This is a genomic window from Streptomyces sp. NPDC001532, from assembly GCF_040298625.1.
Taxonomy (GTDB): Bacteria; Actinomycetota; Actinomycetes; order Streptomycetales; family Streptomycetaceae; genus Streptomyces.
This window is the reverse complement of sequence record NZ_JBEPAL010000065.1, coordinates 1-19,707: the sequence shown is the minus strand read 5'-3', so window position 1 is coordinate 19,707 and position 19,707 is coordinate 1. Positions and strand designations below refer to the sequence as shown.

The 19,707-nt window shown below is 75.1% G+C and carries 14 protein-coding genes and 1 pseudogene; 7 read left to right on the top strand and 8 right to left on the bottom strand.

Features of this window, described 5'->3' with window-relative positions; genetic code table 11:
• Window positions 1–7: 7 nt before the first annotated feature.
• From ABT232_RS36055 to ABT232_RS36025, 7 genes are all read left to right on the top strand, one after another.
• Window positions 8–409 carry a DUF5997 family protein gene (locus ABT232_RS36055; protein ID WP_351848376.1) on the top strand — a complete coding sequence of 134 codons (402 nt, stop codon included), beginning with the start codon at window positions 8–10 and terminating at the stop codon, window positions 407–409.
• A 135-nt stretch (window positions 410–544) separates the two neighbouring features.
• A complete protein-coding gene (locus tag ABT232_RS36050; protein WP_351848373.1) occupies window positions 545–895 on the top strand; it encodes a hypothetical protein in 351 nt (116 codons plus the stop codon).
• 59 nt (window positions 896–954) lie between these two features.
• Window positions 955–1,623, top strand: coding sequence for a dienelactone hydrolase family protein (locus ABT232_RS36045; RefSeq protein WP_351848371.1), 669 nt, complete (start codon window positions 955–957; stop codon window positions 1,621–1,623).
• Between the two features lie 192 nt (window positions 1,624–1,815).
• The gene (locus ABT232_RS36040) at window positions 1,816–3,264 is read left to right on the top strand and encodes a cytochrome P450 (RefSeq protein ID WP_351848369.1); all 1,449 of its coding nucleotides are present in this window, start codon (window positions 1,816–1,818) and stop codon (window positions 3,262–3,264) included.
• A 7-nt stretch (window positions 3,265–3,271) separates the two neighbouring features.
• The gene (locus ABT232_RS36035; RefSeq protein ID WP_351848366.1) at window positions 3,272–4,255 is read left to right on the top strand and encodes a terpene synthase family protein; all 984 of its coding nucleotides are present in this window, start codon (window positions 3,272–3,274) and stop codon (window positions 4,253–4,255) included.
• Window positions 4,256–4,446: 191 nt separating this feature from the next.
• Entirely contained in the window at window positions 4,447–7,356 is a 2,910-nt protein-coding gene (locus tag ABT232_RS36030; RefSeq protein ID WP_351848363.1) for an ATP-binding protein, read from the top strand.
• Window positions 7,357–7,485: 129 nt separating this feature from the next.
• The gene (locus ABT232_RS36025) at window positions 7,486–8,085 is read left to right on the top strand and encodes a hypothetical protein (protein WP_351848361.1); all 600 of its coding nucleotides are present in this window, start codon (window positions 7,486–7,488) and stop codon (window positions 8,083–8,085) included.
• Here the strand turns inward: ABT232_RS36025 and ABT232_RS36020 are convergent.
• The 8 genes and pseudogenes from ABT232_RS36020 to ABT232_RS35985 all read right to left on the bottom strand — a co-directional run.
• Window positions 8,082–9,452, bottom strand: coding sequence for a DUF6519 domain-containing protein (locus ABT232_RS36020; protein WP_351848359.1), 1,371 nt, complete (start codon window positions 9,450–9,452; stop codon window positions 8,082–8,084). The genes ABT232_RS36025 and ABT232_RS36020 overlap by 4 nt on opposite strands.
• Window positions 9,453–9,504: 52 nt before the next feature.
• Window positions 9,505–11,628 (bottom strand): hypothetical protein, encoded by a 2,124-nt coding sequence (locus ABT232_RS36015; RefSeq protein WP_351848358.1) that lies wholly within the window; start codon window positions 11,626–11,628, stop codon window positions 9,505–9,507.
• Window positions 11,625–14,993, bottom strand: a complete 3,369-nt coding sequence (locus ABT232_RS36010) for a putative baseplate assembly protein (protein WP_351848356.1) — start codon at window positions 14,991–14,993, stop codon at window positions 11,625–11,627. Before ABT232_RS36010 ends, ABT232_RS36015 begins: the two co-directional genes overlap by 4 nt.
• Window positions 14,990–17,797 (bottom strand): putative baseplate assembly protein, encoded by a 2,808-nt coding sequence (locus ABT232_RS36005; RefSeq protein WP_351848353.1) that lies wholly within the window; start codon window positions 17,795–17,797, stop codon window positions 14,990–14,992. The genes ABT232_RS36010 and ABT232_RS36005 overlap by 4 nt, the downstream gene beginning before the upstream one ends.
• Window positions 17,794–18,156 carry a GPW/gp25 family protein gene (locus ABT232_RS36000; protein ID WP_351848350.1) on the bottom strand — a complete coding sequence of 121 codons (363 nt, stop codon included), beginning with the start codon at window positions 18,154–18,156 and terminating at the stop codon, window positions 17,794–17,796. The genes ABT232_RS36005 and ABT232_RS36000 overlap by 4 nt, the downstream gene beginning before the upstream one ends.
• A 5-nt stretch (window positions 18,157–18,161) precedes the next feature.
• A complete protein-coding gene (locus tag ABT232_RS35995) occupies window positions 18,162–18,515 on the bottom strand; it encodes a hypothetical protein (protein ID WP_351848348.1) in 354 nt (117 codons plus the stop codon).
• A gap of 7 nt (window positions 18,516–18,522) precedes the next feature.
• Entirely contained in the window at window positions 18,523–19,155 is a 633-nt protein-coding gene (locus ABT232_RS35990) for a phage baseplate assembly protein V (RefSeq protein ID WP_351848346.1), read from the bottom strand.
• Window positions 19,152–19,707: pseudogene (locus ABT232_RS35985) on the bottom strand (hypothetical protein); the annotation flags it as partial. The gene ABT232_RS35990 and the pseudogene ABT232_RS35985, both read right to left, overlap by 4 nt.

Below are 19,707 nucleotides of genomic sequence, written 5' to 3'. Positions count from 1 at the left end.
GGAAGGCATGAAGTCGCACCAGAGCACCCAGACGATGAAGCCCGCGACCGCGGCGAAGAAGCTGGGTGTGTACCTCCCCGCCACCCCCGCCGAGTTCCAGGAGGGCGTCGTCTCGCGCGCCGATCTGAACGAGCTCCAGGCCAACCCGCCGGAGTGGCTGCGGGAACTGCGGCACAACGGCCCGCACCCCCGGCCGGTGGTCGCGGCGAAGCTGGGCGTCTCCATCGCCGGTCTGGCCCGCGGCGGGGTCACCGAGGCGCTGACCACCGAGCAGATCGAGGCGCTCAAGCAGGAGCGGCCCGAGTGGCTGGAGAAGGAGCGCGCCACGCAGGCCGAGGTCCGCAAGGAGGCGGCGCGGCTGAAGCAGCGCGACGCCGAGCGCGCGCAGCAGGACGCCGCCGACGACTGACCCGCTCCCCGCCGGCAGGCTGTCGGCGGACCGCCGGCCTGCCGTCCGCCTCCTGTCGGCCCCCGTCGCCCCGCTTGGGGCGCGGCCGGACCGGGTACCCGGGTGCACCGACCGGACCTCGGGAGGAGGCACCCGATGAGTGAGCAGACGACACCGTCCCAGGCCGAGGGAGAGCGCGACGACGACGTCACGTATGAGCCGCCCCGCACCACCCCTTCCCAGGCGGAGGGCGAGCGTGACGACGACGAGGCGATGACGGCGACCGAGACGCCGGGCCCGGATCAGGACCGGTCGGACGCGTACGCGCGTGCCCGTGACGAGGACGAGCCGGGCGCCCACTCCGGCCAGGAGAGCCAGGCCCGCGAGCGGGTGCTGCCCGGCACGGCGAGCGCCGCGGAGGGCTACGGCTCCTACGGCGGGACCGCGGACGGCGACCCGCTGAGCGGCATCGAGGAGGGCGCGGACGACGGACGGACCGGCGACTGACGCCGGACCGCGGCGATGCTCACCGCGCGGGCCCCGGGCCGGCGCGGGAGGTGAGACGCATGATCTCGGAGACGGTGACGGTACCCGCGCCCGAGGTGGCGCTCGCGGGTGATCTGACAGTGCCCGGCGCGGACACTCCCGCGGTGGTGCTGTTCGCGCACGGCAGCGGCAGTTCCCGGCACAGTCCGCGCAACCGGGCGGTGGCCGGGGAGCTGAACCGGCTGGAGCTGGGCACGCTGCTGCTCGATCTGCTGAGCGAGCGCGAGGAGTACGACGACGCCGCGACCGGGCAGCACCGGTTCGACATCGGACTGCTGGCCCGGCGGCTGGTGGCCGCGATCGACTGGCTGGAGCGGCGGCCCGGCACGGAGGGTCTGCCGGTGGGCCTGTTCGGCGCGAGCACCGGCGCCGCGGCGGCACTGGTGGCGGCGGCGGAACGGCCGCAGCGGGTGTACGCGGTGGTCTCCCGGGGCGGCCGGCCGGATCTGGCGGGCGACTCCCTGCCGCGGGTGCGGGCTCCGGTGCTGCTGATCGTGGGCGGCGCCGACGACACCGTGCTCGGGCTGAACCGGGAGGCCGCGGAGGAACTGTCGGTGCCGCACCGCATCCATGTGGTGCCGGGTGCCACGCATCTGTTCCCGGAGCCCGGCGCTCTGGAGGAGGTCGCCGCGGCGGCCGGTGACTGGTTCCGGCGCCGTCCTGGCGCGGACCGGTCCGCTGGTGACTGAGTGGCGCCTGTTGCTTTTGAGGTTTCCGGGGTTCCGCACGCTTTCGGCCGTGCTTCCGCGTGCTCCCGTGCGCCCCCGTGGAAAAAGGATTCCGCACTCCCCGACTTGGTTGAACTGGGCAGGACATGATTCAAGTGCCCATTCGGTGAAAGATCACCGAATTCCGTGTTTCGACCGAGGCGGGGGTATCTGATGGAGGGTTCCGCAACGGAACCAGAACAGGCATGGACAGTGAGTTCCGCGCCCGGCGCATTCCCACTGTTCGGCCACGGTATCGCCTTGTTCCGTCGGCCGCTGGCGTTTCTGAATTCTTTGCCGGGCCACGGCGATCTGGTGGAAGTGCGCCTGGGCCCCCGGCGCGCCTGGGTGGTCTGCCACCCGGAACTGGTCCACCGCATGCTCCTCGACGCTCGTACGTTCGACAAAGGGGGGACGCTCTACGACCGGCTGGGCTCACTGATGGGTGACGGCATCGTCACCTGCCCGCACGACCGGCACCGCGGGCAGCGCAGACTGCTCCAGCCCGCCTTCCGCCCCTCCCGCGTAGCCGACCACGCGGTTCTGATGGGCGAGGAGACCGAGGCGGTCGCCGGGGCGTGGCAGTCGGGCCGGGAGGTCGACGTCAGCGCGGCCATGATGACGGTGACGGCACGGGTGATGAGCCGTGTGCTGTTCTCCGACTCCCTCGACCCGGCGGCCCACACCGAGGTGCGGCACTGCCTGGCCGAGGTCGTCCGCGGTCTGTTCGTCCGTACGATCGTGCCGGTCGACGCCGTGTTCCGGGTCCCGCTGCCCGCGAACCGCCGCTACCGGCGGGCGGTGGACCGGCTGCACGCCATCGTGGCCGCGGCCGTCGCCGAGCGGCGGCACGGCGCCCGGCGCGACGATCTGCTGGGAGCCCTGCTGGAGGCCGCCGCGCAGGACACGGACGGGGCGGCCGTCACCGACCAGGAGGTCCACGACCAGCTGATCACCCTGCTGCTGACCGGCGTGGAGACCACCGCCCTGTGCCTGGCCTCGGCGTTCGCCCTGCTGGCCCGGGCCCCCGAGGCGGAGCGCCGGCTGCACGCCGAGCTGGACTCGGTGCTGGCCGACGGGCGGCGGCCCGGCGCCGCGGATCTGGCCCGGCTCGACTACACCCGCTGCGTCGTCACCGAGACGCTGCGGCACTCCCCGCCGGGCTGGCTGTTCACCCGGGTCGTCACCCGCGACACGGAGCTGGGCGGCCACCGCCTGCCCCGTGGGGCGATGGTGCTGTACAGCCCGTACCTGCTGCACCACGATCCCGCGTCCTTCCGTGACCCGGAGCGCTTCCTGCCGGAACGCTGGTTGTCCGGGCGGGGCGGCGCGGGGCGGCCCGGCGCGCTGGTGCCGTTCGCCGCGGGCAGCCGCAAGTGCCTCGGCGACGGCTTCGCCATGACGGAGGCCACGATCGCGCTCGCCACGGTCGCCACCCGCTGGCGGCTGGCCCACCGGCCCGGCGCCGCCGACGGGACACGCCCGGCGGTCACGCTGGGACCGAGGTCGCTGCGGATGACCTGTGTCGCGCGCACCCGTGAGCCGGCCGACACCGCGCAACGCAGGACAGTCCGCGTACCCGACTCCCGAACGGCAGGTGACAACGGTGTCGACGACTCATGAGGAAATCATGGTCCCCCATCAGGGCGGAATTCGGCATTCCAGCCTGAAGCAGCTGATCGACGCCCACCTCTATATGCCTTTTCCCGCTCGACGGAACAGGTACGAGGCGGCGGCGGAGGAGGGAACGCGGGAATGGCTGCGCACGACCGGACTCCTCGAGGAACCCGGCGCGGCGGCGATGATCGAGGCCACCCGTCCCGCTGAACTCGCGTCGTGCACCAGCCCGACCGTGGATGCCGGAATACTCCAGATCGTGGCCCATCAGATCGCCTATCAATTCGTCTTCGACGACCGGGCGGAGGAGGTGGGGCGGCACCGGCCACAGCGGCTGCTGCCGATGCTCCGCGAGAGCGTCGCGATCCTGCGGGACGACGCGGAGCCGTGCACCCCCCTCGGCGCGGCGCTGGCCGATCTGTACCGCCAGGTCCGCGAGCGCTGCACCCCGGACCAGGCCGCCCGGTGGGCCTGCAAGAGCCGCGAGTACGTGCACGGGCTGCTCTACGAATCGGTGGCGCAGACCGGTTCCGCCCCGCTCGGCATCGACCTGTGCACGTCGATACGCTCGCTCACCGCGGGCATCGAACCGTTCCACCCGTTGTACGAGGCGGCGCAACCGTTCGAGCCGGCCCCGGAGGAGTTGCACCACCCCGCCATGCGGCGGCTGACGCGGCTGTCGGTGGACGCGGCGGTGTGGACCGCGGACCTGTTCTCCGCGGTGAAGGAGCGGCGCACGGGCGGTGTCATCAATCTGGCGCTCGCCCACCAGTGCGTGCGCGGGTGCTCCCTGCCCACGGCCGTGGTCCTCGCCGTCCGGCAGATCAACGGCGCGATCCGTGAGTTCGAGGCGGTGTACGAGGGCATCCGGCCGGAGCTGAGCCCGGCGGGCGTGGGGTACGTGGACGGCATGATCGGCTGGATCAGCGGTTGCCACCACTGGTCGCGGACCGTGCCCCGGTACGCGGAGACGGCGGTGACGCCCGCGCTGCGATGAGGCCCGGTGACTGGCCCGGCGACCACGGGCCAGTCGTATCTCATTACCAGTCGGGCGGGGCGTCAAACCACCCGACTGGTTGATTCACTCATCCCTGTCGTTCTGCTGCGCCAATGCGTCCGGACGAGGGCCCTCCAGGGCGTACGCTCGGCGCTGCCCGCGAGGACCACCGACAGGAAGCGGTAGGGCACATGGCGTTTGTGTCACGGCAACCGATCACCAGCCCACGCCCGTTGTTCGAGCGCCGTCGAGAACTCGAAGCGCTCGATACCGCGTTGTCCCAGCTGCGCTCCGCGGCCCCTGAATCCCACGTCCGGCACAGTGGACTTCTCACCTTCACCGCCCCGGCGGGCATGGGGAAGACCGCACTGCTGGCGGAGGCGCGCAGCCGCGCCGCGGCGCTCGGCTTCACCGTGCTGTCGGGCGGTGGCGGCGAGACCGAGCAGGAGCTGGCGTTCCGGCTGATCCGCCAGGTCGTGCAGCCGGCCCTGGCGACGATGGACGACGCCGAACTGCGCACCTTCCTGGGCAGCTGGTACGACATCGTCGCCGCCGCGCTCGGCCTGGAGGCGACGAGCACCGCCGCCGTCCCGGACCCGACCGGCGTACGGGACGGCCTCGACTGGGTGATGACGCGGCTCACCGTGCTGAAGGCCCCGGTCGTCCTGCTCCTGGACGATCTGCACTGGGCCGACCTGGAGTCCCTGAACTGGCTCGCCTCCTTCGCTCCGCGCGCCGCCGACCTGCCGCTGCTGATCGTGGCCGCCTACCGGCCGAACGATCTGCCGGACGAGGCGGCGGCCTTCCGCACCCTCGTCGAGCGCAACACGCGGCGTCCCTACACCCTCGCCCCGCTCACCGCCGCCGCGGTGGCGCGCATCGTGCGGGAGGAAGTGGGGCCGGGCGCCGAGGACGCGTTCTGCGACGAGTGCTGGACGGTCACGAGCGGCAACCCCTTCGAGACGGTGGAGCTCGCCATCCGCCTGGGCGAGCAGCGCCTGAAGGGCACCTCGGAGGACCTGCCGGCGATGCGCACGCTCGCGGCGGCGGTCAAGGGCCCGGGGCTGCTCGCCCGTCTTCGCGAACTCGGCACGGCCACCCGCCGTTTCGCGCACGCGGCGGCCGTCCTGGGCGCGCCGTTCGACCCGCACATCGCCGCCAGCCTCGCCGCGGTCGGCAGCGAGCAGGCCGCCCGGTCGATCGAGAAGCTGCGCGCCGCCCGCTTCGTCGCCGAGGGGCACGGCCCCGGAGGCACCCTGAACTTCGTGCACCCGCTGATCGCCACCACGATCTACGGGGACGTTCCCGACGCCCTGCGGGCCGGTATGCACAACGCGGCCGCCGTCGCCATCCGCGCCGCCGGTTTCGGGCCCACCGACGCCGCCCGCCATCTGCTGGAGGTGCCCTGCGAAGGCAAGAGCGAGCTGGTGGAGTGCCTGCGGGAGGCCGCCCGGGAGTACCTGCGCGCCGGGGCGCCGGAGGCCGCGCGCCGGCTGCTGGCCCGGGCCCTCCAGGAGCCGCCGCTGCCGGAGGAGCGGGCCGCGCTGCTGCACGAGCTCGCCTGCGCCACGTTCCTCATCGAGCCCAGGGCCACGGTCGCCCATCTGCGGGAGGCACTGACGGAGAAGTCCATCGAGCCGGAGCTGCGGGCCTCCATCGTGTACCGGCTGAGCCAGGCCCTGGCCCACACGGACCGGATGGCGGAGGCCGCGACGCTGGCCGCGGAGGAGGCCCGCGGCACCCGGCACCCCCGGATCCGGCTGCGGCTCCAGGCCGATCACTTCGTGTGGAGCATGTTCCGCACCGACGAACCGGACTCGGCCGCCCGCTCCCGCCGGCTGACCAGGCTGGCCGAACGGCTGCCGGGCCGGGGCCCGGAGGAGCGCTGGATCCTCGGGCTGCGGGCCTGGGACGCGCTGCTGCGCGGCGAGCCGCGGCGCTCGGTGCTGCGGTACGCCGAGGACGCCCTGACCGGCGGCATGAGCTGGACCGACGAGAACCGGGGCTTCGAGATCCCGGTCTCGGTGGCCCTGGTGTTCATGTACTGCGACCAGCCGCGCCGGGCCGAGGAGCTGTTCAACAAGGGCATGGCCGAGTGCGAGACCAAAGGGTGGCGCGGCTCCCATCTGGCGGTCGGGCAGACCCTGTTCGGCTACATCCGCTACCGCCGGGGCGACCTCGTCGACGCCGAGGCGTGGGTCCGCGAGGGCCTGCGCACCGCCGAGCGGGTCGAAGGGGCCGTACCCGCACAGTGGTTCGCCGTCGGCACCCTCATCCAGACCCTGCTGGCGCGCGGCCGGATCGCCGCCGCCCGCCAGGTCGCCGACGAGCACCCCGGATACGGCGAGGTCGTGCCGGGCGCCGTCATCTACCCCGACCCCCGCACGGTGTACGCCGAGTTGCTGCTGGCGGAGGGGCGGCGGACCGAGGCCGTGGAGCTGCTGTCCGAGGTGGGGGAATGGCTGGACGGCCGGGACTGGCGTAACCCCTCCTGGTGCCCCTGGCGGCTGGATCTGTCGGCCGCGCTCGCCCGTACCGCGCCGGAGCGGTCGGTGCGGCTGGCGCGCGAAGCCGTCGCGCGGGCGCGGGACTTCGGCGCGGCGTCGGTGATCGGCCAGGCGCTGCGCAGCGAGGCCGAGGCGACCGGCGGCCGGGCGGCGCTCGAGCTGTACGCGGAGGCCGTGGACCATCTGGAGCAGTCGCCGGCCGCGTACGAGCTGGCGCGGGCGCTGGTCGGGCACGGGGCCGCGCTGTCCCGGGAGGGGCTGCTGCACGACGCGGCCGACCGGCTCTACCAGGGCCTGGAAGTCGCCGTGCACTGCGGTGCGCAGTCGCTGGCGAACCGGGCCAGGGAGGAGCTGTCGACGGCCGGGATGCGGCCGCTGCCGCTGCGGTACACGCAGACCGACACGCTGTCCGCGCCCGAGCGCCGGGCCGCCGAACTGACCGCTCAGGGCCATCCGGCGCCGGTCGTCGCGAAGGAACTGCGGCTCACCGAGCAGGGGGTGCGGCAGCTGCTGTCGGCCGGCTACCGCAAGCTCGGCACCGATCCGGCGGGGCTCGCCGAGGCCTTGGAGGCGTTCCCCCGGCCGCGGTCGTGAGGGCGGCGTGGGGGCGGCGTCACTCGTGTGGCGCACACCCGGCGCCGGAGTGACGATGGTGGGGTGGACGGTGCCTGGACCTGCGAGAGCTGCGGCAGAGAGGCACCCGCCAGCGCGCAGAAGTGCCGCGTGTGCGGGGCCTGGCTGCCGCCCTACGGCACGGACGACGGTTCTCCCTGGTGGCGGCTGCGCCGACGGCACAGGGCACCGCCGCCGAGGCTGGTCACCTCCGCGCAGCGCACCCGCGCCGGTGAGCGCCCGCGGGACACCTGGACGGGTGAGCTGCGCACCGACGACTCCTGGACCGACCCGCCGCCGCTGACCGTCCAGGCGCCGCCCCCGTCGCTCGTCCTCAGGGGCAGTGGGACCGTCGAGGGCGAGGCGCAGGACGTGCGGATGCGCAGCGAGGTCAACGGCAGGGCGGGCAGCGCCAGTACGACGGTGGTGTGCACCTTCCGGGTGGAGGTGCGGGACCGCCGGAGCCGGCAGCCGCTGCGGCTGGTGGCCGTGGAGATGCGCGGGGACACCTTCGAGGGCGCGGTGAGCGACGGCGACTGGGTGCGGGCCACCGGTGAGTTCCAGCGCGGCACGCTGCGGGTGTGGCGGCTGTCGAACCTGACGACGGGTGCCGAGGTGTCCGCCGGCCGGACCAACGTGGTGGCGATCGGGGTCATCCTGGTGCTGTTCGTGGCGTACATGCTGTTCCTGTTCGGCTTCGTCGCCCGCTAGCGGCGGTCGGGGATGGGGGTCCGCAGGTCCACCAGCCGGAAGTCGCCGTCGCCGCGCGGCTCGATGTAGGCGAGCGGGGCGTAGTGGTAGGGGACGCCATGGGGGCGGCGCGGCAGTGGCCGTCCGCGGCGGCCGAGGGGCCATTCGACGTCGCCGGTGAGGACCCGGGCGGGGACGAGCCAGTAGTCGCCGTGGCGGTAGACGCGGGAGCGTTCCGCGCCGGGTTCGAACCAGATGTGCACGCCGTCCTCCAGCGGCAGCCACTCGCCCTCGCGGACGGGCAGGCCGAGTTCGTCGGCCGCCTCGCCTCCTTCGGCGCCGCCGTGGTCCCAGCGGCGCAGCAGCGGGTGGCGGCGCTGGACCTGGCCGGCTTCGGCGAGGTAGGGGTCCTGGGCGGGGTCGGCGTCCAGGAGCACCCGGTTCCCGGCGTAGTCGATCTCTCTGACGGTACGGAGCCGGACGCAGCCCTCGCCGGGGCGGTCCGCGGCGCCGCGGCTCACGGTGGCGTCGTCGACGATCTCGACGACGTCGCCGATGTCGAGGCCGAGTTTGTCGTCGCGGCCGAGGGTGTCGAGCCGGACCGAGGCGCCGGAGACGTCGCGGACGGGCAGGGCGACGGAGCCGTTCTCGCGGGACCACTTGAAGGTGGCCGTGCCGGCGGTGCCGCCCTGGTGGATCTCCACCCGGTACAGCTGGTTCTCGGGGGCGCGGTAGCCGAAGGACGGGGGCAGGGCGTCGGTGGTGCGGGACTCGTCGGGGCGCAGAGTGCGGGCGGCCAGCATGCCGCGCGGTTCGAACCGCCGGCGGATGCGTTCGCGCAGGTAGCGGGTGGCGTTGCGCATGTCGGGGACGAACGAGCCGTGTTCGATGGGGACGGTGCACAGCTGCCAGACCACGCGGGTGCGGGCGGTGGTGTCGGGGCCGTCGGTGCCGAGGGCCACCTCGCGCAGCCAGGGCGCCTCGGCCGCGGTGACCAGGCGTTCCCACACCCGCAGGTACACCAGGAAGGGCCCGGAAGGGAGGGGGTCGCCGTCCCGCTCGGGGTCGAGGTGGCCGTCGGGCTGGTCCCAGTAGTCCGAGCCGTCGCACTCGCAGAGGATGCCGTCGACGTACAGGCGGCCCGGGGCGACGGTGAAGGTCTCGCCGTCGTACCCGTCGACGCCGAACGCGCCGATGCCGTCGGGGTCCTGGTCGGGCGGGTAGGCGACGGGGCCGAGGAGGTCGGCGGCCAGGGTGCGCACGTAGTGCAGGAGGATCGCCGTCTGTTCGTTGATCTCGGCGTCGAGCTGGACGCGGCCCTGCTGGGAGAGGACGGCCGAGAAGCGCCGGGCGGGGTCGAAGGTGACGCGGGAGAAGTCGCCGTGCATGGGGGTGTTTCCTGCCTGTGGGCCGTTCGGGGGGTGGGGCCGGGCGGGGTCGTCAGGTGACGAAGAAGATGCCGGTGTCGCAGCCGGCGGGGGTGTACTCGGCGAGCCGGGTGCGCAGGTTGTCCTCGCGCTGCGGCTGGAACAGGTGGTGCAGGGCGCCGGGTTCGCCGCCGTCGTCGGCGCCGCGGCGGATCTCCTCGGCGCAGCCGTCGGCGAGCCGGATGTAGTCGGGGAGGCCGTAGCGGGTGCCGGCGAAGCGCAGCTGGAGCCGTGCCGGGTCGTCGGAGTGTTCGGGCAGGCAGTGGAACCGCGGTGGTGTGCGGGAGCCTTCCGGGACCCAGCAGTGGCGTACGGAGCCCTGGTGCCGGCGGGTGATCCAGACCTCGCCGTCCAGCAGGGAGTTCTCCAGCACGTCCACGGCGCGTGCCCGGACGGCTCCGACGACGGTGGTGCGGCGGGTGGTGAGGACGACGTCGGCGGTGCCGCCGTACGGGTCGGAGAAGGCCGTCGCCTCGCGCTGGGTGGCGTCGAGGACGGTGTCGTGCAGCGCGATCCGGGCGTCTTCGGCGGTGTCGGCCACGGTGACGGCGCCGAGGACGCTGTGCCGCACCTCGACGTGGACCGGGTTGTCGGCGGCGATCTCCAGGCTGGGCGCGTCGGGTGCCAGCGGGGTGCCGTCGGGGGTGACGGCCCAGCCGGGGACGAACGTGCAGTGCCGGACGTCGAGTTGGCCGACGCGGCCCTCGACCCGCACGCTGCCGCCGGTGACCAGCAGTCCGTCGAGGACGAGCCGCGCGGGGGGCCTGGCGTCGTTCTCGCCTCCGGTGCCGGTGATCACGAGGGTGCGAGGGCGGTCGCCGCCGCGGCGGGACAGCCGGATGACGGGGCGGACGCCGTCGGCGGCGCGCAGGGTGAGCCGGTCGCCCGGGTCGAGGCGGATGCGGGTGAGGTCCTCGTGGACGTCGTTGGCGGTGATCTCGACGATCGCCTCCGCCTTGCCCGGCAGCCCGCGTTTGCCCGCGTGCCAGTGGTCGAGGGCGTCGGTGATGCGGCGGTGGTCGTGCTCCGGGCCGACGCGGTAGGTGGTGGTCGTTCCGCTCGGCGCTGATTCCGGGCGGGGGTACTCGCCGCCGCCGAGGTCGCCGGCGAAGGCGTGGTGGTAGGTGACGCGGACGCCGTGGTCGGGGGCGGTTCCGCTGGGCAGGGCCAGGCGGCCGAGGACGGGGTCGACGGCGACCCGGCCGCGGCGGGGCCGGTACCGCCAGTCGGTGAGGTCGGCGGCGACGATCCGGTCCAGCGGCACCGGGTCCGGGCCGGCCCACACGCACAGGCTCCTGCCGGGGCCGTAGAAGTCGTACGGTCGTTCGGCCAGGGCTCGGCGGGTGATCGGCTCGGGGACGTTGGTCTCGTCGGCGACACGGCCGCTCGACGGCTCGGGCACCGGTGCGGTGAACAGGGGTGTGTCGAGAGCGAGCACGTTGAAGGTGTAGCAGGCGTCGTCCCGGTCGAGGCAGTACGCGGGGGCGCGTGTCACCGAGTAGGTGCGCAGCCGCCACACGTGCAGGCCCACGGACTGGATGTTGTACCGGCCGGACCGGCGCGGGGAGCCGGCGCGGGGCACCTCCACGGTGCGCGCCAGCTGGTCGAAGGGGCCGCCCACCGCGTCCAGCGCCCCGGCGCGGCGTACGTCGGCCAGGGCGCCGCGGGCCGTTCTGCGGCGGGCGTCGGCGTCGTCGGAGGTGTAGCGGCGCACCGGTTGGGTGACGGAGAGCGTGTCGCGGTACTCGACGACCCGGGCGGGCCAGCCGGCCACGCCGGACGCCAGGTCCTCCAGGAGGGCGAGGGTGCCCTTGCGGCGGCGGTTGGCGACGGTGTCGGCGACGTCGCGCCGGGGGACGGCGGCGGCCGGCAGTCCGGTGGCCCGCGAGGTGTCGTCGGAGAGGGCGGCGGCGATGCCGGGCAGCACCTCGTAGCCGACGAGTGCGCCGATGTAGGGGGCGACCCAGTCCTCGCAGGTCTCGATGAACCAGTTGTCGTAGAGGCGTTCGATGTCGGCCTGGAGCACGTGGGCCTGCTCGGCGACGACCGAGAGCAGCGCGTACAGCGGCCGGCCGCGCTCCTCGTCGTGTCGGCGGTGGACGGCGGGCAGCAGTGCGTACAGCTCGTCGGGGGTCATGGGATCCTCCGCAGGATCAGGGTCCCGGGCACGGCCGGGTCCAGCAGGACCAGTTGGGCCGGGCGCAGCAGGGTGCGGGGGGCGTCGCCGGTGGACCGCCGGGCGGACGGCCGCCGGGCGTCGGGGCGGCCGAGAACGACCGTGGGGGCGCGCGCGGTGTCGACGGGGACGAGCGGACCCTCCGAGGTGGCCACCTCGCGTACGGTGCGCGGGCCGGCGGGCAGGGCGGGGACGACGGAGACGACGGACGGGTGGTCGGCGAAGCGGGCCACCTCCGCGGCGCCGGCGCCCTCCGGCACCCCGCCGAAGGCGTCCACGTCCACGAAGTCGACGCCGGGCACCGCGTGGGCGGCGGCGACCACGGCGCTGAGGTGGACGGGACGGGTGAGGCGGGCGGCGTCGAAGCCGAGCCGGGCGGCCAGCGCCTCCCGCACCCGGCGTTCGACCTTGTCCGGCAGGTGGTCGGGGTGGGTGCGGACGCCGAGCACCACGACGAGCCGGACCCGTTCGCAGGGTTCGACCCGTACCGGCAGACCCGGGTCGCCGTACCGGCGCAGGGCCTTGCGCAACCCGGTGAGCAGCGGTGCGGCGGGGTCGAGGGGGGCGTCGTCGGCGGCGGCCACGGTGACGTGGACGAGCGGGCGGCGGCCGTCGGTGCAGCGCCGGGCGATGGCCTTGCCGACGCCGGCGAAGGCGCGGGCGAAGGACTCGTAGTCGCGCACCGACACCAGCCGGTCGAAGGCGGCCAGCCGCAGCGGGATCGCCTGGCGCAGTTCGGCCGGGCCGTCGGCGTCGGCGCCGCCGGTGGCGGGCAGCGGGTTGGTGACCGCGGCGACGCCGAGCGGTTTGCTGATGACCTGGCTGATCCGTCCGGCGGGCACGTTGCCCGCGCGGCCGCCGCCGATGCGGTAGCGGGCGGTGATGTTCTCGGTGCCGGTGGGCGGGCGGGCGCCGTGGCGGCCGTCGCCGAACTGCACGGCCGCCTTGCCGTCGGCGCCCGCGGCAAGCCGGTACACCTGATCGGCGGGGCCCGCCTCGCCGAGGTCGGCGGTGCGCCGCCAGGCCACGCCGTCGACGCGGACGGTCAGGGCCTCCTCGCCGCCGTCGGCGGTCTCGGCCGGCAGCCAGACCAGCGGCCCCTGCCTGAGCGGCAGCGTCAGCCCGGCGCGGGTGGCGTCGCCGCTGCCCAGCACCTCGGTGACGGTCTCCCCCGCGGTTGCCGCCACCACGTTGCCGTGCACGACGACGGAGTCGCGCCGGTAGCGGTGTGCGAGCGGGGCGGTCAGCACCAGGGTGGTGCGCACCCGGGCGTCGGGCGAGGTGCCGTCGAAGGCGTGCCGCACCCCGGCGAGGACGGCGAGTTCGGCGCCGGGGACGCCGGGGCGGCGGCCGGGGGCGGCGCCGGTCTCGGGGACGACGTCGGTGCGCTCTCCGGCGACGACGACCGGCCGTCCGGGGGTCAGTCCCTCGTAGGTGCCGTCCAGGGCGATGGTGGCGCCCGCCACGTCGGAGGTCTCGGGCGAGGGTGCGAGGGTCAACGGGGCGGGCGCCGCCCACACGGTGGTGGCGCGGCGGGCGGCGATGTCCTCGACGTCGTCGGTCCAGGGGGCGGACAGCCGCAGCCGGGTCACGCGGGCGGCGTCCTGTTCGTCGGCGACGGAGAGCCGTTCGGCCTCGGTGACGCGCAGGACGCGGGTACGGGGCCGGCCCGCGACGCGTACGGCGATCCAGCTGCCGGGCTGGATCTCCTCCTGCACGGCGTCGAGGAGCAGGACGTCGGCGGTGAGCGGGGCGGTGCCGTCGGCCCGGGCGGGGACGGCGGCGCGCAGCAGCCGTTTCACGCGGGCGTCGTCGGGGACGGCGGCGCCGAGGGGTGTGGTGGTGACGCGGAAGTGCAGGACGTCCGGTGGTGGGGGGGCCGCCGGGGAGACGGCGGCCAGCGCGGCGTAGAAGGAGGCGGTGAGGCCGGGCCGGTGGCCGGCGAGGAGGCGGGGCAGCGCGTCGGAGCCGGCGCCCAGGGCGTCGGTGACGGTGGGCGGGCCGGCGGGCCGGGTGGCGGGCGGCGGGCCGGCGGGGCGGAGCGCGTCGAGCAGCGGGGCGACGGTGTGCAGGATGCCGCGGCCGGGGGTGCCGAGGTCCCGCAGCAGCGCTTCCCGGTCGGTCGTGCCGGGCCGCGGCGCGGGTGCGCGGGTCAGCCGGCGGACGGCGTCGCGGACGGTGGCGAGGCGGACGGCGGCGCGCTCGGCGAGGGCGTCGACGTCCAGGCCGCCGGTGTCAGGGCCGTCGGTGTCCGAGCGGCCGGTGTCCGCGCGGCCAACGTCCACGACGTCGGTTTCCGGGTCGCCGGTGTCCGGGTCGCCGGTGTCCGGGTCGCCGGTGTCCGGCGCGTCGGCGTCGTCGGACAGCCGGTCCCGGAGGCGGCGCAGGCGGCGGTCGAGGCGGGCCGCGAAGGTGTCCGGGTCGCGCAGTCGCCCGGCGTGCTCCCGGACGTCCCGCAGCAGTTCCAGCAGTTCCTCGAAGGGGCCGCGGGAGCGGGCCCGGCCGGCCGCGTCCTCCAGGTCCTCCCACAGCGCGTCCACGGCGACCGCGAGCTGCCGGTGCGGGTCGGGCACCCGCAGCCGCACGGTGGTCCGGCCGCGCGCGGGGTCCCGCTCGACCGCTTCCACCAGGCGCGTCAGGTCGAGGCGGGGGTCGGGATAGCTGAACAGCAGCCGGTCGCCGGGGCGTACGGGGTGCTGGACGCCGTCGACGTCGATGGCGTCGACAGTGATCGCGGCGTCCGGCGCGAGCGCGGCGGGGCAGGTGGTGCGCACGGGGAGCCGGTTCCACTCCGCCCGGGCGGTGAGGTTCGCGGCGGTCTCGAACGCGAGCGGCAGACCGCCCGGCTCGGGCGCGCTCCGCACCTGCGAGCCGGCCGGTACGACGCAGGAGGTGCCGGGGTCCAGGGTGTAGGCGAGATGAGTGGTGGCCGCGAGGGCGGGACGGGGCCGGTGGCCGACGAGACGGCCGAGCCGGACCAGGGAGTCGTGTTCGGTCGCGGTGCCGAGGAACCCCTCGTTGGCGATCCGCTCCTGGTAGAAGCTCAGCACGTCGGCGACGACGGCCCAGGCGTCGAGCAGCGCGACCGAGGGGTCGTCGGGCTCCCGGGTGGTCAGCCCGGCCAGGGCGCCGCGGCCGGTGGGCGGCGGTCCGGCCGGGGTGTCGTCGTCCGCGCCGGGCGGCCGGTCCAGGGGGTCGAGGCCCGCCTCGGGCAGCCGGGCCAGCATCGCGTCGAGGAACTGGTGGTAGGTGCCGACGCGGTAGGACAGGGCGGGCAGCCCGGGCCGGTTGCGCGGCGGGCACGGGCCGTCGGTCGGGGCGGTCATCGTCCGCCTCTCAGGTTCAGGGCCAGGCGGCCGTTCTCCGGGCGGGTGACGTCGCCGTCGAGCCGGGGGATCTCGTGCGGGCGCAGCCGCAGCTCGCCGGAGGACGGCACGTCCTGTCCGGGCCCGGTGTCGTCGTGGGTCCTGCGCAGCCGGGTGACCTCGGCGTGCCGGACTCCGGGGACGTCCATGCACAGGGCGACCAGGGCGTCGGCCCGCACCGGGGTGCCGAAGGTGAGGGCGGAGGGGTCGAAGAAGCCGGTCCGGCCGCCGGTGCGGCGGCCCGGCAGCAGGCGGTGCAGCAAGGCGGTGCGGACATAGGCGGTGACCTGGTGCGGGTCGACGAGCACGTCGATGGCGATGTCCAGGGGCACCAGCAGGGCGGGGCGGGTGACGACGTCGTGGCCGATGCGCCGGTAGCGGTGCAGGTCGGTGCGGACGTCCTCCAGGAGCCGGGGCGAGGGTGCGGTGGCGCCCTCCGGGTCGAGGGCGACGTCGGCCTCGTACCAGCTGCCGGTCCAGCGGAGCGTGGCGGTGGCGCGCTGCACGCCTGGCCGTCGGGCGGCGAGGGTGGCGTAGTCCTCGGCGGTGACGGCGCGCAGCAGGGTGCGGAAGGGGGCGCTGGGGGCGGCCCGGCGGACCTCGTCGACCGGTTCCGGGTCGGTGCCGCCGGTCGCGGGCAGGGGGTTGCGGACGCGGGTGACGACGCCCCGCAGGTCCGTCTCGCGGGTGACGACGCCCCGCAGGTCCGTCTCGCGGGCGGCGACCCGGTTGACGGCCTCGCTGCCGGTGTTGCCGGCCCGGCCGTTGCCCACCCGGTAGACGGCGGACAGCTTGCCGCCCGGGCGGGGTGCCCGCCCGCACCGGCCGTCGCCGAAGCGCAGGGACAGCACGCCGTCGTCGTCGGTCTCGGCGGTCACATGGCGGTCGCGGGGGCCGCTGGACAGCAAGTCCCGGCGGGGCAGCCAGTCCGGCTTCGTGGAGTGCCCGCTCTCCTCCTCGACCAGGCGCAGCGCGGGCAGCGCCTCACGGGGGTCGGGGCGCAGCGCGGTGCTCGCCGGTCCGTTCAGGGCGGTGTCGTCGGGTCGCAGGGACGCTCCGGACAGGCCGGCCCAGGTGCGGCCCAGTTCCCGCATGTCGTCCGGGTCCAGGACGTATCCGGCGCGGGCCCGGCGTACCAGGCGGTCGACCTGGCGCAGTTTGGGTTCGAGCAGTTCGTCGAAGCGGGACCGGAGGCGGAGCAGGTGGGTCTCGGGGTCCTCGGTGTCGGAGTAGGCCCGGCCGAACAGCGCCCGCAGGAACTTCCGGTCCTCGGCGTCGAGTTCCGTCGCGGAGTGCTGGAGGTCGCGCAGCCGGTCACGGGCCTCGGCGGCGAGGTCGAGGAGCCGGCGGGCCTGGGCCGCGGCCGCGTCGGCGGGGCGGGGGTGGGGCGGCGACCAGGTGACGGGCCGGCCGCTCAGGGTGGCGGTGAAGGGCCGGCGGGGGATGCCGGGCGGCTCGGCCGCCGTGTCCGGCACGTGCAGGATGTCGGCGGTGCGGTCGGGCAGCCAGGTGTTCTCCAGGCCGTGCTCGACGAGCACGGCGTTGCCGCACGCCACGACCGTGGCGCCCGGCCGGCCGTCGGCGTCGCGGGGGTTGCGGACGGTCAGCGGGAAGGTGAGGGCGTCCTCCTCCGCCCAGGCGATCTTCAGGACGGGTGTGCCGGTGTAGTCGTCGATGTCGGGAGTCGTCCAGGTGATCCGCACCGCCTGCCGGTGCGTCGGGTCGGCGGCGCCGCCGTCGGGCCCCGCCGTCTCCTCCAGGACGATCAGGTCGCCCGCCCGGAACCGCAGGACCCGGCCGCGGCCCTGGCCGGGGTGCTGGTCGAGGAGGGCGGCGCGGGTGGTGCCGGCGGGCAGCCGGTAAGCGTCCTGCCCCCAGGCCCACAGGGCGACCCGGTTGTGCTCGGGCAGGAACGTCGTCTCGCGCGGCTCCAGCGGCTGGTAGACGGGGTGCGGTCCGGCGGCGAGGGCGCCCGCGGTCATCACCGGGTCGCTCGCCCCGCCGGTCTCGTCGCTGGGCAGTGCGGTGAAGGCCAGCTGCCGGGTGTGCACGGTGAGGGCCGCACTGGTCTCCACGCAGACGACGGTGCGGGCGGCGCAGCCGTCGTGCATCGGGTAGCCGACGAGCCGGGCGTGCCGCCGTACCGAGGTGCGCAGCCGGGCGGTGTCCAGACAGGCCTCGGTGGCGACGGCGTCCTGCTGGTAGCTGAGCTGGTCGCCGACGTGGGCCAGGATCTCCACCAGGGTGATCCACAGGTCGGGCGCGTGGCGTTCGGTCCAGCGCGGCAGGGTGAGCGACAGCCGCTCCAGCAGCAGCCGCCGCAAGCTCGCGTAGTCCTTGGCCAGGTAGTCGACGGCCGGCGCGGGCCGGGCGGGCGGCGCGCCGACGGGCTCGGCGCCGGGCGCCGCCTCGGGTCGGGCCGTCGGATGGAAGGTGAACTCCGCGCGGTTGCGGCCGCCGTGGAAGCCGCGGCCGAGCACCCGCAGCCGGTAGGTGGAGTCGTCGCCGGGCCGGTCCAGGGTGAGGGTGCGGCGGTGCGCCGCCCTGCCGTCGGGTTCCTCGCCGGTCTCGCGGCCGACGTGCAGCACCTTGAGCCCGACGACCCGTCGCCCGCCCTCGATCACGAAGCTGTCGCGGCCCACATGCGCGGGGAGCGGGCCGGAGAAGGTGACGGTGAGGGTGCGCCGGTCCGGATGCGCCCGCACGTCGTCGATGCCGACGAGCGCGGCGGACGTCCGCCGGTCCGCGTCGTGGAGATCGGTCATACGGCCGCTCCCCCGCTCACCGTGAGGGTCAGACGCTCCCCGGTGGCCTTGAGCACGTAGGCCACGTGGACCCGCAGGGTGGCCTCCTCCGCGGTCACCGTCAGGGCCTCCACCGCGAGCAGGTCGCCGAGCCAGCGCTGGAGTGCGGCCTGGGCGGTCATCTCCAGGGTCGTGGCCAGTTCCGGGCTGTTCCCGGCGAAGACCATGTCGAGGAGGTTGCAGCCGAAGTCGGGCCGGTTGACGCGTTCTCCGGGGCTGGTGAAGAGGACCTGCTCGACCATGTCCCGGACGTGGCCGGCGTGGTCGACGGTCGCCGTACGGCCGCGGGCGTCGACCCGGTAGGGGAAGTCGATGTCCATCGCGGTCACATCCCCGAGACCCGGAGCTGCATGGCCAGCACCATCGGCGGATTGGGCGGTGGTGTGCCCACGCCCATCGCCGGGGCGGGGCCGACGGGCGGAGTCGGCTGGAGGAGTACGGGCAGGCCGTTCACGAACACCCGGGTGGAGGGCTGGAGCCAGACGACGCCGGTGCAGGGCGGCGCGCCCACGGTCATGGCCGGGAAGGAGCAGCCGGCCACCATGAACACGTCGGCGCTGGTGGCGACCGGTTGCGGCCCGACCAGTACGCGCTGCTGCGCCGGGGCGGGGATGGTGACGAGGCCGGGCGGGTGGGCGCACATCATCAGGGCGCCGTAGTGCATCAGCAGTCCTGGCATGGCGTCCTCACAGCACCGTCAGCGCACCGTTGTTGACGGTGACCTGGGGGCCGGCGAGCTGGACGGTGGCGAGTCCGGGACCGCAGGACAGCTCGATCGACATCTCGTTGATCGTGATGTACGGCCCCTTGTCGCCGTGGAGTTGCAGCTTGATCCCGCCCGTCGGGCCCGGCAGGTCGCTGATGACCAGGGCGTTCCCGGTCGGGGTCGCCAGCACGATCTGCGGGATGCCGGGCGGGGTGGACTTGGCGGCCGGCGGCACGTCCCCGGAGTCGCCGCGCCGGAAGCCCAGGCACACCGGCCGGTCGGGGTCCCCGTCCAGGAACCGCACCCACACCCCGGAGTCCGGGGGCGGCACCACGTACATCCCGCAGTCCGCGCCCGCCATCGGCGTGACGGGCGCGGTCCACACGGGGTTGTCGTCACCGAGGACCTCGGGGACGCGCACCAGGAGCCGGCCGATGCCGGTCGGGTCGACGGCGGAGACGACCACACCCTGGTAGATGCCGTGCCACTGCTTCGCCTGAGGTGCCGGCCTCGCCTGCGCCGTGGGCCCGGTCGCCTGCGTGGCTGCCGGGTTCGCCTGCGGTGCTGTCATGTTCGTGTGCGGTGCTGTCGTGTTCGTGTGCGGTGCTGTCATGCGGTCACCACCTGGATGTCGGCGCCGAGTCCGTCGCGGACCAGCGTGAAGTGCTGCTTGTAGGAGTCACGGGTGAGGTCGTGGGTCACCGCCGCCACGCAGTACCGCCCGTCGTAGGCCTGCCCCGCCCCACGCACCCCGACCAGGCCGTGCGGGCCGAGGACATGGCCGTAGCGCAGCACGTCGACGGTGCCGCGGCCGGTGACGGGTTCGTCGGCGACCGCCCGGCCGAGCCCGGCCAGCAGGGTCTGCGGCAGGGAGCGCGCGGTCTGCCCGCGCAGCGCCTCGGTGCGCAGCGCGGGTGCCGGGCTCGCGGACAGGCTGGCGCGCAGCAGCCGTGGCTCGGGCGCGGTGGCCTCGGAGGCGGTGGTGGACGCCCCTTCCAGCCGGTGGGTGCCGTACGCGGAGGCGGCCAGTCCGTCGAGAGCGAAGGTCAGCTCCTCGACGTTGTCCGCCGCTCCGCAGCCGGTGGTGAGGGCGGGCGGGGGGGGGCCCGCCCCCCGGTGCGGGCCCCCCGATGCGGGGGGGGGGCCCCGCGGCCGCCCCCGGTGG

What these genes read in the sequence shown, in the direction of transcription:
- ABT232_RS36055 (WP_351848376.1), top strand. Translation starts at nt 8, where the DNA reads ATGAAGTCGCACCAGAGCACCCAGACGATGAAGCCCGCGACCGCGGCG.
- ABT232_RS36000 (WP_351848350.1), bottom strand. Translation starts at nt 18,156, where the DNA reads ATGGACATCGACTTCCCCTACCGGGTCGACGCCCGCGGCCGTACGGCG.
- ABT232_RS35990 (WP_351848346.1), bottom strand. Translation starts at nt 19,155, where the DNA reads ATGACAGCACCGCACACGAACACGACAGCACCGCACACGAACATGACA.
- ABT232_RS36005 (WP_351848353.1), bottom strand. Translation starts at nt 17,797, where the DNA reads ATGACCGATCTCCACGACGCGGACCGGCGGACGTCCGCCGCGCTCGTC.
- ABT232_RS36020 (WP_351848359.1), bottom strand. Translation starts at nt 9,452, where the DNA reads ATGCACGGCGACTTCTCCCGCGTCACCTTCGACCCCGCCCGGCGCTTC.
- ABT232_RS36035 (WP_351848366.1), top strand. Translation starts at nt 3,272, where the DNA reads ATGGTCCCCCATCAGGGCGGAATTCGGCATTCCAGCCTGAAGCAGCTG.
- ABT232_RS36010 (WP_351848356.1), bottom strand. Translation starts at nt 14,993, where the DNA reads ATGACCGCCCCGACCGACGGCCCGTGCCCGCCGCGCAACCGGCCCGGG.
- ABT232_RS35995 (WP_351848348.1), bottom strand. Translation starts at nt 18,515, where the DNA reads ATGCCAGGACTGCTGATGCACTACGGCGCCCTGATGATGTGCGCCCAC.
- ABT232_RS36045 (WP_351848371.1), top strand. Translation starts at nt 955, where the DNA reads ATGATCTCGGAGACGGTGACGGTACCCGCGCCCGAGGTGGCGCTCGCG.
- ABT232_RS36030 (WP_351848363.1), top strand. Translation starts at nt 4,447, where the DNA reads ATGGCGTTTGTGTCACGGCAACCGATCACCAGCCCACGCCCGTTGTTC.
- ABT232_RS36040 (WP_351848369.1), top strand. Translation starts at nt 1,816, where the DNA reads ATGGAGGGTTCCGCAACGGAACCAGAACAGGCATGGACAGTGAGTTCC.
- ABT232_RS36050 (WP_351848373.1), top strand. Translation starts at nt 545, where the DNA reads ATGAGTGAGCAGACGACACCGTCCCAGGCCGAGGGAGAGCGCGACGAC.
- ABT232_RS36015 (WP_351848358.1), bottom strand. Translation starts at nt 11,628, where the DNA reads ATGACCCCCGACGAGCTGTACGCACTGCTGCCCGCCGTCCACCGCCGA.